16 protein-coding genes and 1 tRNA gene are annotated in these 14733 nt (G+C 27.3%); 11 read left to right on the forward strand and 6 right to left on the reverse strand.

The genetic code is table 11. The annotated features are described in order from the left end of the window. Position 1: 1 nt before the first annotated feature. Both hemF and greA read left to right on the forward strand, forming a co-directional pair. Entirely contained in the window at positions 2–829 is an 828-nt protein-coding gene (hemF, locus tag ACTTAO_RS02225) for an oxygen-dependent coproporphyrinogen oxidase (RefSeq protein ID WP_440690743.1), read from the forward strand. A gap of 3 nt (positions 830–832) precedes the next feature. Then, a complete protein-coding gene (gene greA, locus ACTTAO_RS02230) occupies positions 833–1309 on the forward strand; it encodes a transcription elongation factor GreA (RefSeq protein WP_440633748.1) in 477 nt (158 codons plus the stop codon). Here greA and ACTTAO_RS02235 read toward each other — a convergent pair. The 4 genes from ACTTAO_RS02235 to ACTTAO_RS02250 form a co-directional block, all read right to left on the reverse strand. After that, a complete protein-coding gene (locus ACTTAO_RS02235; RefSeq protein ID WP_440690744.1) occupies positions 1306–2580 on the reverse strand; it encodes a CCA tRNA nucleotidyltransferase in 1275 nt (424 codons plus the stop codon). The two genes, greA and ACTTAO_RS02235, sit on opposite strands and share 4 nt — an antisense overlap. A 5-nt stretch (positions 2581–2585) precedes the next feature. Further along, a tRNA-Gln gene (locus ACTTAO_RS02240) sits at positions 2586–2659 on the reverse strand. Between the two features lie 34 nt (positions 2660–2693). After that, the gene (locus ACTTAO_RS02245) at positions 2694–3536 is read right to left on the reverse strand and encodes a 4-(cytidine 5'-diphospho)-2-C-methyl-D-erythritol kinase (protein ID WP_440690745.1); all 843 of its coding nucleotides are present in this window, start codon (positions 3534–3536) and stop codon (positions 2694–2696) included. Further along, positions 3533–5221, reverse strand: coding sequence for a tetratricopeptide repeat protein (locus tag ACTTAO_RS02250; protein WP_440690746.1), 1689 nt, complete (start codon positions 5219–5221; stop codon positions 3533–3535). Before ACTTAO_RS02250 ends, ACTTAO_RS02245 begins: the two co-directional genes overlap by 4 nt. A 14-nt stretch (positions 5222–5235) precedes the next feature. On the opposite strand from ACTTAO_RS02250, the gene ACTTAO_RS02255 reads away from it, so the two are divergent. The 3 genes from ACTTAO_RS02255 to ACTTAO_RS02265 all read left to right on the forward strand — a co-directional run bounded on the left by ACTTAO_RS02255 (position 5236) and on the right by ACTTAO_RS02265 (position 7688). Continuing rightward, a complete protein-coding gene (locus ACTTAO_RS02255; protein WP_440672671.1) occupies positions 5236–5952 on the forward strand; it encodes a uracil-DNA glycosylase in 717 nt (238 codons plus the stop codon). Further along, positions 5952–6512, forward strand: coding sequence for a ribonuclease HII (locus tag ACTTAO_RS02260; RefSeq protein ID WP_440690747.1), 561 nt, complete (start codon positions 5952–5954; stop codon positions 6510–6512). Before ACTTAO_RS02255 ends, ACTTAO_RS02260 begins: the two co-directional genes overlap by 1 nt. A gap of 105 nt (positions 6513–6617) precedes the next feature. Further along, entirely contained in the window at positions 6618–7688 is a 1071-nt protein-coding gene (locus ACTTAO_RS02265; RefSeq protein WP_440690748.1) for a site-specific DNA-methyltransferase, read from the forward strand. Here ACTTAO_RS02265 and ACTTAO_RS02270 read toward each other — a convergent pair. Then, positions 7685–8830, reverse strand: a complete 1146-nt coding sequence (locus ACTTAO_RS02270) for an FAD-dependent monooxygenase (protein WP_440690749.1) — start codon at positions 8828–8830, stop codon at positions 7685–7687. The two genes, ACTTAO_RS02265 and ACTTAO_RS02270, sit on opposite strands and share 4 nt — an antisense overlap. Continuing rightward, positions 8827–9813, reverse strand: coding sequence for an A/G-specific adenine glycosylase (locus ACTTAO_RS02275; protein WP_440690750.1), 987 nt, complete (start codon positions 9811–9813; stop codon positions 8827–8829). The genes ACTTAO_RS02270 and ACTTAO_RS02275 overlap by 4 nt, the downstream gene beginning before the upstream one ends. On the opposite strand from ACTTAO_RS02275, the gene ACTTAO_RS02280 reads away from it, so the two are divergent. The 6 genes from ACTTAO_RS02280 to ACTTAO_RS02305 are packed head-to-tail and all read left to right on the forward strand — an operon-like array spanning position 9814 to position 14733. After that, entirely contained in the window at positions 9814–10302 is a 489-nt protein-coding gene (locus ACTTAO_RS02280) for a DUF721 domain-containing protein (RefSeq protein WP_440647015.1), read from the forward strand. Then, positions 10299–10877: a thioredoxin domain-containing protein gene (locus ACTTAO_RS02285; RefSeq protein ID WP_440690751.1), complete on the forward strand. Its 579-nt coding sequence runs from the start codon at positions 10299–10301 to the stop codon at positions 10875–10877. The genes ACTTAO_RS02280 and ACTTAO_RS02285 overlap by 4 nt, the downstream gene beginning before the upstream one ends. A gap of 8 nt (positions 10878–10885) precedes the next feature. Beyond that, positions 10886–13459, forward strand: coding sequence for a chromosome segregation SMC family protein (locus tag ACTTAO_RS02290; protein WP_440690752.1), 2574 nt, complete (start codon positions 10886–10888; stop codon positions 13457–13459). Positions 13460–13468: 9 nt separating this feature from the next. Next, a complete protein-coding gene (locus tag ACTTAO_RS02295) occupies positions 13469–13744 on the forward strand; it encodes an AtpZ/AtpI family protein (RefSeq protein WP_440690753.1) in 276 nt (91 codons plus the stop codon). 9 nt (positions 13745–13753) lie between these two features. Further along, positions 13754–14488, forward strand: a complete 735-nt coding sequence (locus ACTTAO_RS02300) for a F0F1 ATP synthase subunit A (protein ID WP_075506408.1) — start codon at positions 13754–13756, stop codon at positions 14486–14488. A 17-nt stretch (positions 14489–14505) separates the two neighbouring features. Next, complete coding sequence (locus ACTTAO_RS02305) at positions 14506–14733, forward strand: F0F1 ATP synthase subunit C (protein WP_006997791.1); 228 nt, start codon at positions 14506–14508, stop codon at positions 14731–14733.

Consider the following 14733-nt stretch of genomic DNA (forward strand, 5'->3'; position numbering starts at 1 on the left):
TATGGACAATTCAATTAAAAAAGACCTAGCTAGCAATTGGTTCAAATTATTACAAAATGCAATTTGTAATGACATACTTGAATTAGAAAACAACAAAATAAAATTTGTATCAACTTCTTGGAAAAGAAACTCTAAAAAAGATGAAGGAGGTGGTGAATATAGAATTTTAAAAAATGGAAAAATTTTTGAAAAAGTAGGAGTAAATTTCTCAAAGGTATATGGAAAATTTCCTAAAAAATTTCAAAAAAATATACCAGGAGCTGAGAAAGATCCTAGATTTTGGGCTTCAGGAATTTCAATAGTTATGCATATGCAAAATCCACACATTCCAGCTATGCATTTTAATACAAGATATATCAGCACTCAAAAAAATTGGTTTGGAGGGGGAATGGATGTAACCCCAGCCATCAAAGATGATAATGAAAAAAATAAATTTCATAAAATTTTAAAGTTAATGTGTGATCAACATAATAAAAATTATTATAAAAAATATAAAAAATGGTGCGATGAATATTTTTATTTACCCCACAGAAAAGAAGCTAGAGGAATTGGGGGAATTTTTTTTGATTATAAAGATGATAATTTCGAAAAAGATTTTAAATTTGTAAGAGATGTTGGTATTACTTTTCAAATGATTTTTAATGAAATTATTAGAAAAAAAATTAACAAAAAATGGTCTTTAAAAGAAAAAGAGAAGCAGTATATTAAGAGAGGTCGTTACGCAGAATTTAATTTACTGTATGACAGAGGAACTAAATTTGGATTACAAACTGGTGGTAATGTTGAAGGAATTTTAATGTCATTACCTCCCTTAGCAAAGTGGAAATAAAAAATGGAAAAAGAACCTATAACTTCAAATGGTCTAAAAAAATTAGAGGAAGAACTCATTTTTTTAAAAGAAAAGAAAAGACCTGAAATAGTTGCTGCAATTGCTGAAGCAAGATCGCATGGAGATCTCAAAGAAAATGCCGAATATCATGCTGCAAAGGAAGAACAATCTCACAATGAAGGTAGGATTACTGAAATAAACGACATAATAGCTAGAGCTAATGTAATTGATGTAACTAAATTAAATAATGAGGGCAAAGTAATTTTTGGATCAACTGTATATTTAGAAGACTTAGATAGTGGAGAAAAAATAAATTATAAAATTGTTGGAAAAGATGAGGCTGACTTAAAACAAAAATTAATTTTCTTTCAGTCACCAATTGGAAAAGGATTAATAGGTAAAAATAAAAGTGATCTTGTGGAAATAAACACCCCTTCTGGCACAAAGAATTTTGAAATTAAAGACGTTAAATATATTTAACTTTTTACAATTTTTTCAACTTGTTTATCTGAAATTTGAAATCCATTTTGAACCCAGGTTTCTTCAATAAGTTTTAATTTATTACCTAAAATTTTACCCTCAGGAATTTTATACTTAGACATTAAAATATTTGCTCCAATTTTTAATTCAGGCAATGTTTTATTTTCATAAATTTTAAGTAATTTTAATAATTTATTTTCTACCTTACTTGAAAAGAACAATTTAAAATTAATTATATCAATCACGGTTTGTCTGCCATTATAGTAAAATATTTTATTAAAGTTTTTTTCTGTAAAACTTTTAATATTCACATTTTCTTTGAAAAAATAATGAATTAATTTGAGCCTCTTTTGATCTTTTTTTGAGATTTTAAATTTGTAAATAAAATAATCAGTATTGTCTGTTTCATCAATAATCAGTAATGCAATAATAAAAATAAAGTCAAAGCTACTGATAGCTTTAGAACTGAATGAATTTAGCTTCTTAAAATGATTAATATTTTTAAATTGTGGAAATACTATTTCTAATATTTCTAAACTTTGTTGATCTTCAAATAATTTGAGAAAATTTTTTGATTTAACTGTCTTTTTAAGTTCATCTAATAATCTTTCAGCAGATAAGTTCGAAATACCTTTGATATTTTTTTTAAATATTTTAATTATCTCTGTTTTATGATTTTCAGTTGAGTAATTGATATGAAAACGGAAATATCTTAATATTCTTAAATAATCCTCTTGAATTCTTTTTTCTGGATCTCCAATAAATTTTAAAACACCTTTATTTAAATCTAGCTTACCATTTTGTGGATCAAATAAATTTCCTAAACTATCAGAGTAAATAGCATTAATTGTAAAATCTCTTCTTTTTGAATCTTCTTTCCAATCAGAAGTAAATTCAACTTTTGCATGTCTTCCGTCTGTAGCAACGTCTTTTCTAAGTGAAGTAATTTCATAGTTTTTTTCATTTATTACTGCAGTTATCGTGCCGTGTTCTTTACCTGACTCAAAAAATTTAATTTGATGTTTATTTAGTGCATCACAAACTTCATCTGGTGTAATGTTAGTTGCTAAATCAATGTCATCTACTTCTTCTCGATTTATAATTTTTCTAATACATCCTCCAACAAATCTTAATTCACTATTTTCAGAATAATTGTTAATTGCTTCAAAAATTTTTTTTGCAGGAGTGTTCTCGGATATGTTTTTTATATTTTTACTTATGTAATTAAGATTTTTGGACCTAAAAAAAATTTTATCTAAAAATTTATCCATATATATGGCTGGGGCGCTAGGATTCGAACCTAGGATGCAGGTACCAAAAACCCGTGCCTTACCGCTTGGCTACGCCCCAATATTATAGTTCCTATAACACAAAAAAAATAAATTTATATAGTTTTTGATACATACAACCAACAATTTTTAAATTTCCTCTTAAATTGAACTTTTGCTGAATTACAGTCTTTGACTGATTTATAGTATGCAATAACTGTAGATCCAGACCCAGTCATTCTTACAAACTCAGGATTATTAGTCTTTTCTAAAAATAACTTAATCTTTTTTATTTGTGGGTATTTTGAAATTGCAACATCTTCTAAAGTATTACTTTGATTTTTTAAAAATTTATAACCAAACATATTTTTTTTTGGATTATTAAATTTTGGTTTTTTAAAATTTTTAACGTTAGAATAAATTTTTTTTGTCGCACAACCAAAATTGGGCTTTATTAAAAGCATATTTAGAGTCGGACAATTAAAAAATTTTTTGATTTTATTGTTTGAAAGTAAAACTGAGCTAGATGGGTCCATACCTAAAATAACATCAGACCCTATTTCAGAGCAAACCTCCAAAATTTTCTTTTCACTAATTTTAATTACCTTTTTTTTATTTAAAAAATTTAAAATACTCGCAGCATTAATAGAACCACCACCAAGTCCTGCTTTTTGAGGAATATTCTTTGTTATAGAAACTCTAAATTTTTGATTTAGCAATAATTTTTCTCGATCTAGTATTTGAAAGAGTTTTTGAACAGTATTTTTTTTTCCAATACCTTTCGCAAATTTCCCTTGAAAAGAAATATTATGTTTTTCACCTCCTTTTTTTTTTATTGAAATAACATCATACAAATCAATAAAACTAATGATGCTTTCAATTTTATGTAATGATTTATTTTTTCCTGTTACATTGAGAGCTAAATTGATTTTAGCATGAGACTTTAAATTTAATTTCATTGAATAGATTTAAAGCCAGTAATCAATTTTTTGTTTATATTTTCTCTCATATCATCTTCAGTATCATCAAAGCTCAACACACTATTCCAAAAATATCTCGCCTGAATTTTTTGATCTAGCTTCCACAATATATCTCCGTAATGATCATTTACTATTGGGTCATCAGGCATTAATTCTACAGCTCTTTTTAAATATTTTTCTGCTTCTTTATATTCCTCTATCAAGAAATATGCCCAACCAATTGAGTCAATAATATAGGGATCATTACTTTTTAAATCATATGCTATTTTTAACATTTCCATCGCTTCATCTATTTTGTAATCACGTTCTAACCAAGAATAAGCAAGATAATTTAGGACGTATGCATCATTAGGTCTTATTCTTAATGCATGAAGTAAATCTTCATCTGACTTCTCATAATTACCTAATCTTTCGTAACTCCCACCTCTTCGATATAAAATATCTGATTTAATTACAGATGTATCCTCTAGTGAGGAGATTAATCTTGAATAATTATCAATTGCAAGTTCATAATTTTTAGAGTTTTTGTAAAAATTCCCTAAATCAAAAATCATCTTTGGATTAGGTTTTTTAATATTTTTAAATTTAGACTCGATATAGCTTGTGCCCTTTTCATAATTTTGTTCTTTCACTATTATTTGCGCTTCTTTTTTAACTCTAAACCAATAATAAAACTCATCAGTCTCTTTAAATTTTCTTACTATTTTTTTTACCTTGTTGTATTCACCATCTGCAAAGAAATTTTCTGCAACAAGGGATAAATTAAATTCAAATTTAGGATTTAAGTATATTGATAAATTTAAATAAAAATTTGATTTTTCAAAATTATCTTGTGATGAATAAAGATTTGATATCAAAAATAAAAATTCACTAATTATATCATTGTGGTTTCCACATGAGAAAATTTTTTCAAAACTTTTAAACTTATTATTATCTATCCAGCTTTTGGTTTGAGTTAACAAAAGTGTTGAGCCAATATAATCAATTTGATCAATTACTGACTTTGCCTGATCAAACTCCTTATTCTGAATAAGATAATTTATATAAAAAAATATATATCTTGAATAATCACCTTGTTGACTGTTGATTAAATTTAAAAAGAAAGAGCTAGTTCTTTGATCATTATAATGACATCTTTGAAATGCCTCAGCTATTAATGATAAGTTTCCAAAATTTTTCTTATTAGGTAAAAGTTTTTTATTTTTAAAAGTGTAAATGTACTGCTTTAAAGTCTCAAAAATTACTAGATTAATTCTATTTTCTTCCTGAAATCTCAAACTTTGATCTAAGTAAATATCAGCTTTATCAAAATCATTTTTTTTCAAACTATCAATTATTAATAAAACATATGCATCAAAAAAATTGGAGTTACTTTTTTTTGAGTTATTTTTTATAACATTAATTGCTTGCGCTACTTTGTTTTCCAATACAAGAGAATTAACGTATCTTTTTAAATAATTGTCATGGCTGTTTAATAAAACTTTACTTAAATTGAAATATTTTAAAGCTTCTGAATTATCTCTATTTTCGTAAGCTATAATACCTGAAAAATAATTAGATAAATCTCTTGAGTTGAAATCATTAAAACTTGTACTTTTAGAATAAACGGGTGTCTGATAGGATAACACTAATAACAATATGATTTTAAATATTTTAGATATCATTTAATCCTTGTAAGGTGAAAAAATTGATAAATCAAAACGACAAATTAAACGAAGAATTAATAAATACAATAGAAGCCAATTTTGTATTTGATAAAAAACCTATTAATAGGTTTTCTGAGGTCAAAAAAGAAAGTGACATAAGTCAAAAAAATAAACACGATTTATTAGAAAATCTAAAGAAACAATTAAATTCAATTGAAAATTGTAAACTAAGAAATAATTCCAAAAATATTGTTCTTGGAGAAGGAAATATTGATAGTCCTATAATGTTAATCGGAGAAGCTCCAGGTGAAATTGAAGAAAAAGTTGGAAACCCTTTTAAAGGAGAAAGTGGAGAGCTTTTAGACAAAATGTTAATAGCAATAAATATTAAGAGACAAAATATTTATACAAGTTATGCAATAAATTTTAGACCACCAGAAGATAGAAAACCAACTTCACAAGAAATTAAACGTTACTCAAACTTTTTAAAAGAACATATATCTATTATTGATCCCAAAATTATAATTTTAATGGGTAGCACAGCTATGGAAGCTGTTACTGGGATTAATGAAAAAATATCTTCAGAAAGAGGTAAATGGAAGGAAATAATTTTAAATAATAATACTTATCCTTTAATGATAACTTTTAACCCTTCTTATTTAATTAGATATCCAGATAATAAAAAATATTCATGGGAAGATTTAAAAAAAATAAGAGAAAAAGTTAAAGAGTTAAAATTAACAATTTAATGAAATTAATAGCTGGTGTTGATGAGGTCGGCAGAGGTAGTTTAATAGGTCCTGTTTATGCTGCTGCTGTCATTCTCAAGAAATCTGCGGATCCAAAAATTTTAAAAGACTCAAAAGTGTTGAGTAAAAAAAAGAGAGAATATCTTTTTAATTATATTAAAAAAAATTCAATTTGGTCATTAGGCAAAGCTTCTGTTAACGAGATTGAAAAACTCAATATACTAAATGCAAGTTTACTGGCTATGAAAAGAGCTATATTAAAATTAAAAAAAAAACCAACTCTTGTATTGATAGATGGAAACAAAATTCCACAATTAAAAAATTATAAATTAAAATCGATCATAAAGGGTGATAAAAAAATTCCCTCAATTTCTGCAGCCTCTATAATAGCAAAGGTATCAAGAGATAGATTTGTTGCTACTCTATCAAAAAAAAACAAAGGTTATCATTGGGATAAAAATTTTGGATATGGAACTAAACAACACTTACAAGCATTAAAGAAACTAGGCATAACCAAACATCATAGAAAAACTTTCTCTCCTATATCTAGATTAACTTAATACTACATCTAGTTATCATTAAAATTCGATACACAAATCGAATCTAATTTTTTCAATCACAGGTTGACCGAGGAATCCATTTGGAGTCTAATTAATTTTTTACAAATGAAATCTGATTTTAAAAATAAAATAATTAACGGAAACAGTCTCGAAGAATTAAAAAAAATTCCACGTGAAACTTTTGATTTAATTTTTGCTGACCCTCCATATAATTTACAATTAAAAGGTGAATTGACTAGACCAGATAGATCAAAAGTAACCGCTGTAAACGACAAGTGGGATCAATTTGAAAATTTTAAAAAATATGATGAGTTTACGTATGAATGGCTTAATGAATGCAAAAGGATTTTGAAAAAGGATGGAGCTATTTGGGTTATAGGTAGTTACCATAATATTTTTAGAGTAGGAACTGCAATACAAAATCTAGGTTTCTGGATACTAAATGATGTCATCTGGAATAAAAATAATCCAATGCCTAACTTTAGAGGCACAAGATTTACAAATGCTCATGAGACTTTAATTTGGGCTTCGAAGAGTGAAAAATCAAAATACACATTTAATTATCAATCTTTAAAATGTTTAAATGATGATCTTCAGATGAGATCTAATTGGAATCTTCCTATTTGCAGTGGTTCGGAAAGACTTAAAAAAAATGGAAAAAAGATCCATTCTACTCAAAAACCAGAATCACTTTTACACAGAATTTTACTAGCTACATCAAATAAAAATGATTTAATTCTTGATCCTTTTTTAGGTTCTGGAACTTCTGCTGCAGTTGCAAAAAAACTAGGGAGAAATTATTTTGGTATAGAAAAAGAAAAGAATTATTTTAAAGCTGCTGAGGAACGTTTAAAGGCTACCAAACCAATTGAAGATGATTTGTTAGATACACTTAAAAATAATAGATCAAAACCAAGAATTCCATTTGGATCGTTGGTAGAGCTTGGAATAATTAAGCCTGGAACAAATATTTTTGATAATAAGAAAAAAATAACAGCAAGAATAATGGCTGATGGAAGTATCAAGCACAACCAAGCGGAAGGTTCTATACATAAAGTTGCAGCTACTATTTTAGGAGCTGAAAGCTGCAATGGCTGGACATTTTGGCATTGTGATATTAATGGCCGAACCTACCCAATCGATTACTTGAGACAAAGATTAATTTCTAAAAATTAATTTTTATAAATTTTACCTAAATAACTTTGCAAAAATTTTTTATTCTTAGCCAAAAGCTTTAAAAAAATATTTCTAAAAAAGATCATAATCGGATTTGATAAATGAAAAGCAAATTGATTAAAATCAGATCTTCTATTAATCATTTTCACTCTCTCCAATCTAGAATTATAAAAATCATTTTTTTGGTTAATTATAACTTCATGTAATTGATTGGCTCCTTCTATTGATTGTGAGGCTCCCTGAGCAAAAGAAGGAGAGAATGCAAAAAAAGCATCTCCAACTAAATAAATATTTTTGGGAGTAATAAATGGATTTTTACTTACAAAAACTGGAAACAATTTAATATCTTCAAGACTCTGAAATACTTTTGATGAAATTTTCTTGGATAATTTTTGTTTAATGTTCTCAATAAATGTACTTTCATTACAAAGATTATGGTTTTTTTGCTGATCAGAATTTAACTTATTCTTCAATATCCCAATGAAATTAAAATTTTTATCATTATTAAGTGGATATAATACATAGTGAAAATCTGATCCTAAAAATAAAGAAACATTCTCCTCGTTTATATTATCAAGACTTTGTTTGGATACACTGGCTCTAACAGCGATAGTGTTATTGTAAATTGGTTCTGAATTATTATTTGAAATTAATGACTTTCCTTTTGAAAATACACCATCTGAAATAATTAAATGATCACAAGTTATTTTTTCTTTATCAAAAGTTAAATTTATTGAATCATTACTGGATTCTATCTTGTCTAAACTGCAGTTAAACTGGATTGTATTTTTATCCAGTCCATTTATTAGAAACTGAAGTAATTTTGATCTTTTTAATGTTGTGTACTTACAATCATCAGAATTAAATTCTGAAATATCTAAATCGCAAATTTTCTTTGAATTTTTAATTTCATAAAAATCAATTTTTTTTGGATTAAATTTCTCTTTGTCCGACAAGGAAGAGAAGCCTAATTTGTTTAATAACTTTACGCTATTAACAGATAATTGAATACCATAACCTTCTTCTATTTCTAATGAAGTTTTTTTTTCATAAATTGTGACCTGATAATCTTTATTTCCTTTAAATAAGTTAGCTATAAACAGACCCGAAATACCTGCGCCAATAATTGCTATTTTTTTCATTTTTGACTTTCTAAGAATTTTATTATCTTTTTGGTAAATGTTGGAAGTACATAATTTTCAAGCTTTGTAGGATTTATCCAATTAATATTTTTGTCAAAGTTATGCTTCTTTTTATATTCAATTTTAATATTCATATTCATATTAGATATTTTAAAATTTAAATCTTTATCAAAATTTTTAGGATTATTTAATTGATCCATTGGAAAAATATTTAAATTTTTCAAAAAATTAAATTTATTATTTTTGATTAATAAATATTGATTATTTTTTTTATAAACATTTAATTTATAATATGTTTCCTTGTTAATTTTCTTAAATTTCACTAAATCAAAATTTTTATTTTTAAATGCTTTGCAATTATAAGATAATGGACATTTATTGCATGAAGGGTTTGTAGGTTTACAAATTAATGCACCGAGTTCCATCAAAGCTTGCGCATAATCGCTTGATCTTTTTGTTGATGTGCCAAAAATTTTTTTTTGATCTTGTAAGAATTCTTTTTTAATTTGACTTTGTTTCTTTAAATATAAATATCTTTTTAATACTCTTTCAATGTTTCCATCCAAAGGAATTATTGGTTTGTTAAATGCGATTGCTGAAATTGCACTCGCTGTATAATCGCCAATACCTGGTAATGATTTTAATTCATAAAAATCTCTAGGTATTTTTTTATTGAATTTTTTAACAATTATTTGAGCAGTTTTTTTTAAATTTCTTACTCTTGAATAATATCCAAGACCTTCCCAAAGTTTGGTTAATTTTCTATCATTATATTTTGATAACTTTTCAATATTAGGGATATTTTTAATAAATCTATTAAAATAAGGTATCACAGTAGCAACCTGAGTTTGTTGCAACATGAACTCACTAACCAATGTAAAGTATTGTTTCTTTTCTTGTGAAACCTTATTTCTCCAAGGTAAAGACCTCTTATTTATATCGTACCAATTGAGAATTTTATTTGTTATTATTAGATCTTTCATATGCAATTTAAAAATAATACTAAGCAGAGAAATAATAGCATTCAAGGGTTAAGATCTTTCAAAGACACTTTGCCAAAAAATCTAAAAAAAATTATTAATAAAAAAGGTCATATATATTCAGAAACACTGAGTAATTGGAAATATTTAGTTGGAAATGAATTGTTTAAAGTCTGTTTCCCAAAAACATTCAAAAACTCAAATCGATTTGGTGTGAGTACTTTAGTTGTAATGGTTAAAAGAGGCCATGAGGTAGATGTAGAATATTCAAAAAAAAATATTTTAGATAAAATGAATAATTTTTTCGGCTACGATGTTGTTGAAAAGCTCAAATTTATTAGCTTTGATGACGAACAAAAAACTAGCAGTTTGAATGAAATTAATTCTAATAATGTGGCAATTAGTAAATATCGAGATAAAATCAAAGATGTTAAAAACGAAAAGATTAAAAAATCATTAACAGAATTAACAAAAGTTTATAAAGAAAAATGAAAAAAATTATATTACTTGCCATAATTGTTTTGGGAAGCTTTTCAAATTTAAATGCTGAAGAAATAAAAAGAATTATTGTTGGAAATAAAGAAGCAAAAATAACTATAATTGCGTTTGAGTCACTAACTTGCAGCCATTGTGCTAATTTTCATAAAAACGTTTATCCAGAACTTAAAAAAGAATATCTGGACACAGGCCTTGCTAAAATAGAATTTAGACATTTTCCTTTAGATATTGCCGCCTTCAACGCTTCAAAAGTTGCTCAATGTAAAAATGATGGTAATGCTGATATTTTGGAAAGTTTATATGCTAACCAACAAAAATGGGTAAAGGGAAGCTCTATTGAAGAAGCAAATAAAAATCTTCAAATATTTTTAAAAAATGAAGGTTTCTCTATCGATTTTGAATCTTGTGTGAATAACAAAAATATTGAGGATTTTGTGTTAAATGACCGAATAGAGGGTGCAAAAAATTTCAAAGTAAACGCAACCCCTACGATAATAATAAACAACGAAAAATTCGAAAAAAAACTTAATTATAAAAATTTGAAAAAAGCACTAGAAAAAATGATATAAGTTAGTGCATGGAGTTTAAAAAAATCCAATTAAATGGATTTAAATCATTTGCTGAAAAAACAAATTTCTTAATAGAAGAAGGCCTTACTGGAATAGTTGGTCCTAATGGCTGTGGAAAGTCTAACATAGTTGAATCTTTGAGATGGGTAATGGGAGAGACCTCTGCAAAAAGTATGAGAGGTTCAGGAATGGAAGATGTAATTTTTTCAGGTACATCAAATAAAGCATCAAAAAATATTGCTGAAGTTTCCATAGAAGTAGAGAACAAAGAAAAAGAAGGTCCCATTCAGTATCGTGAATTAGAAAACATTCAAGTTAGACGAAAAATTGAAAAAGATAAGGGTTCTAAATTTTATATTAATGACAAAGAAGTAAGAGCAAGAGATGCTCAAATGTTTTTTGCAGATCTTTCAACGGGCGCACATTCCCCTTCTATGATTAGCCAAGGAAGAATTGGAGCTTTAGTGACAGCAAAACCTACTGACAGAAGAGCAATACTTGAGGAGGCAGCTGGAATTTCTGGTTTACATGTAAGAAGACATGAAGCTGAACTTAGACTCGGTGCGGCTGAAAATAATTTAAAAAGAGCTGATGAATTACGAAGGCAACAAGAAAAACAACTAGCAAATCTTCAAAAACAAGCTGAGGAAGCTACAAAATACAAATTAATTTCAGAAGAAATAAAAAAAATAGAGGCTGGTCTATATTATCTAAGATTATTGGATATCGATAAGGAGATAAGAATAGAAAATGAAATTAATACAGAGGCAGGAGGTGAAGTTGAAAGTTTCAACAATCAGATATCTGAACTTGAAAACTTAATAAAAACTTCAACCGATAAAGTTGCTCCACTTAGAGAAAAAAATATTGAGAATTTATCAAGAATACAGAGACTTAATTTGGAACTACAGAACCTAGATGAGGAAAATACTAGAATTCAAGATGAAATTGAAACAATTAAGAAATCAATAAAGACTTTAGACGAAGACATATCAAGAGAAAATGGAATTATTATTGATGCTAACTCTAATGAAAAAAGATTAAAGGAAGAAAAGTCAGATTTAATTGAAGTAGATTCAAAATATTTTGAAACAGAAAAGTTATCAAACGAAGATCTAGAAAATGCAAAAAATGAACTTGAAAGAGAGCAAAAAGAAGTTGACGAAGTTGTTAATAATTTAGCTGACGATACAATTAAAATAAGTATTGGTCCTATAAAGAATGTAAAAAATTCAATTACTAGAGCAAAAGAATTAATTGATAGTAATGAGATAAATCAAGCAGTTACATTACTAGATAGATGTAATATGGAATTAGACAATTTTATTAATGATTTAAAAAATGAAAAATCAAGAACAGAGCTATTAAGTGTAAATGAGAAATCTCAAAATATAAAAATACTTCAAGAAAAATATGCTGATGCATATAGTAAAAATCAGTCAATAAAGAATGAATCAGTAAAAAGAAATGAAAGAATAAAAACAATAGAGACTGAAATAGAAAGCTGGAAAAATCTTTTATCTAATTCAGAAAAGATGGTAAATGAATTAACTGAAAGAAAAAATAAATTATCTAAACAATTAAATGATTTAGAAAATCAGCCAAGAGTACAAGCAGAAAGAAAAGGTCAAATTACTGAAAATTTAAGAATTTCTGATGAAGAAAAAATAGAGAACGAAAAAATTATAGAAGAAACTGATAAAAAAATTGAAACTTTAAGAGCTCAACTAAATGAAATACAAGAGCAATCAATTCAAATTAGAGAGCGAAAAGCTAGCTCAGGTGCAACCATAGAAGGTTTACAAAAAAGAAAAAATGATTTGCTTGATAGGGTTAATACAGAATTAAATTTAACAGAAGAAAATATTTTAGAAAATTCAAATTTATTTGGAGTTGAAGAACTTCCAAATCATGTTGATCAAGAAGATGCATTAGATAAAAAAAAACAACAAAGAGATCAATTAGGTTCTGTAAATTTAAAAGCAGATGAGGAAACTAGTAAGTATGAAGAAGAAATAAAAAAAATGGAACAAGATCGTAGTGACCTAGTTACCGCAATTGTTAAACTTAAAGATAGTATTGATGAGCTAAATCAAAAAGGAAGGGAAAGACTTGTTGAGGCATTTGAAAAAGTTAACAGAAAATTTAATGAGGTTTATACAAAACTTTTTAATGGAGGAAATGCCAAGCTTGAATTAGTAGACTCTGATGATCCGTTAGAAGCTGGTTTGGAAATGTTGGTCAGTCCACCAGGAAAAAGGCTTCAATCTATAACTTTATTATCTGGTGGTGAACAAGCACTAACTGCCCTATCTTTAATATTTGCAGTATTTTTAACTAACCCTTCTCCAATTTGTGTTTTAGATGAGGTGGATGCTCCTCTTGATGATGCTAACGTTACAAGATTTTGTAGCTTGCTAGAGGAGTTAATTAAAATTACTAACACTAAATTTATAATTGTTACTCACCACGCCTTAACAATGTCTAAAATGAACAGGCTTTATGGAGTAACTATGCCACAAAAAGGGATAAGCCAACTGGTAGCTGTAGACCTACAAAAAGCAGAAAGTATGGTTGCTTAACCAAAATAAATGGCAAAAGACCCTTTTAAAACTCGCTTAGAGATTGCAAAAAGCAAGATTTCTAAGAAAAATCTTTATAACAAGAAGGATAATCCCTCGCCTATTGGAACTGCATTCAAAATGAGCACAGAACTTGTTTCTGCAGTGGCTGTCGGGACAATTATTGGGTTTATTTTTGACAAGACCTTTGGTACTAAACCCTGGTTTATATTAATATTTTTTTTTGTTGGGGTGATCGCTGGAATAACAAACGTGATTAGATCAGCAAAAAAGATGCAAAAATAAGTTAGTACTATGGCAGCAAACCCGATGTCCCAATTCGATGTTTATAGAATTGGACCTGAAATAAAAGTTGGAGCATTTGATATATCTTTTACAAACGCAAGTTTGTTTATGATTATAAGTACAGTTTCTATTCTATTAATTTTTAATTTAGGATCTAAGAAAAATTCAATCTTACCAAATAAAATTCAATTATTAGCGGAACTTAGCTACACCTTTGTTGCTAAAATGATTAGTGATACAGCTGGTTCTAAAGCAAAACCATATTTTGCATTTATTTTTTCATTGTTCATGTTTGTTTTATTTTGCAACATGTTTGGAATGATACCGTACACATTCACTGTAACTAGTCATATTATCGTTACATTTGTTCTTGCTGCATTTATCTTTATTGGCGTAACAGTAATTGGATTTATTAAACATGGTTTTGGATATTTAAAATTGTTTGTACCAAGTGGAGTACCAGCGGTATTACTTCCTTTAATAGTAGTTATTGAAATTATTTCTTATTTAAGTAGACCAATAAGTCTATCAGTTAGATTATTTGCAAATATGATGGCTGGTCATACAATGATGAAAGTTTTCGGAGGCTTTGTAATTAGTCTTGGAATAGTTGGTGGATGGCTTCCACTAAGTTTTTCGGTTGCATTAACTGGTTTGGAGATATTAGTTGCTTTTCTTCAAGCATATGTTTTTGCAATTTTAACCTGCATCTATTTAAATGATGCATTAAATTTACACCATTAATAACAGAGGAGGATATAATGGAATTAGAAGCAGCAAAAATGATCGGAGCAGGTTTAGCAGCAATAGCTTTAGCTGGTGCCGGTGTTGGTATTGGAATAATTTTTGGAAATTATTTATCAGGTGCTATGAGAAATCCATCAGCAGCTCAGAAACAATTTCCTAACCTACTTTTAGGTTTTGCACTTGCTGAAGCAACAGGATTATTTGGATTAGTTGTTGCATTGATTATTTTATTTGCGTTTTAA

Source organism: Candidatus Pelagibacter sp. HIMB1782 (assembly GCF_052047475.1).
Lineage (GTDB): Bacteria > Pseudomonadota > Alphaproteobacteria > Pelagibacterales > Pelagibacteraceae > Pelagibacter.

Excerpts from the sequence above, each read along its gene's own strand:
- ACTTAO_RS02290 (WP_440690752.1), top strand. The coding sequence starts at position 10,886 with ATGGAGTTTAAAAAAATCCAATTAAATGGATTTAAATCATTTGCTGAA.
- ACTTAO_RS02300 (WP_075506408.1), top strand. The coding sequence starts at position 13,754 with ATGGCAGCAAACCCGATGTCCCAATTCGATGTTTATAGAATTGGACCT.
- greA (WP_440633748.1), top strand. The coding sequence starts at position 833 with ATGGAAAAAGAACCTATAACTTCAAATGGTCTAAAAAAATTAGAGGAA.
- ACTTAO_RS02295 (WP_440690753.1), top strand. The coding sequence starts at position 13,469 with ATGGCAAAAGACCCTTTTAAAACTCGCTTAGAGATTGCAAAAAGCAAG.
- ACTTAO_RS02245 (WP_440690745.1), bottom strand. The coding sequence starts at position 3,536 with ATGAAATTAAATTTAAAGTCTCATGCTAAAATCAATTTAGCTCTCAAT.
- ACTTAO_RS02270 (WP_440690749.1), bottom strand. The coding sequence starts at position 8,830 with ATGAAAAAAATAGCAATTATTGGCGCAGGTATTTCGGGTCTGTTTATA.
- ACTTAO_RS02235 (WP_440690744.1), bottom strand. The coding sequence starts at position 2,580 with ATGGATAAATTTTTAGATAAAATTTTTTTTAGGTCCAAAAATCTTAAT.
- ACTTAO_RS02265 (WP_440690748.1), top strand. The coding sequence starts at position 6,618 with ATGAAATCTGATTTTAAAAATAAAATAATTAACGGAAACAGTCTCGAA.
- ACTTAO_RS02285 (WP_440690751.1), top strand. The coding sequence starts at position 10,299 with ATGAAAAAAATTATATTACTTGCCATAATTGTTTTGGGAAGCTTTTCA.
- ACTTAO_RS02280 (WP_440647015.1), top strand. The coding sequence starts at position 9,814 with ATGCAATTTAAAAATAATACTAAGCAGAGAAATAATAGCATTCAAGGG.
- ACTTAO_RS02305 (WP_006997791.1), top strand. The coding sequence starts at position 14,506 with ATGGAATTAGAAGCAGCAAAAATGATCGGAGCAGGTTTAGCAGCAATA.
- ACTTAO_RS02275 (WP_440690750.1), bottom strand. The coding sequence starts at position 9,813 with ATGAAAGATCTAATAATAACAAATAAAATTCTCAATTGGTACGATATA.
- ACTTAO_RS02250 (WP_440690746.1), bottom strand. The coding sequence starts at position 5,221 with ATGATATCTAAAATATTTAAAATCATATTGTTATTAGTGTTATCCTAT.
- hemF (WP_440690743.1), top strand. The coding sequence starts at position 2 with ATGGACAATTCAATTAAAAAAGACCTAGCTAGCAATTGGTTCAAATTA.
- ACTTAO_RS02260 (WP_440690747.1), top strand. The coding sequence starts at position 5,952 with ATGAAATTAATAGCTGGTGTTGATGAGGTCGGCAGAGGTAGTTTAATA.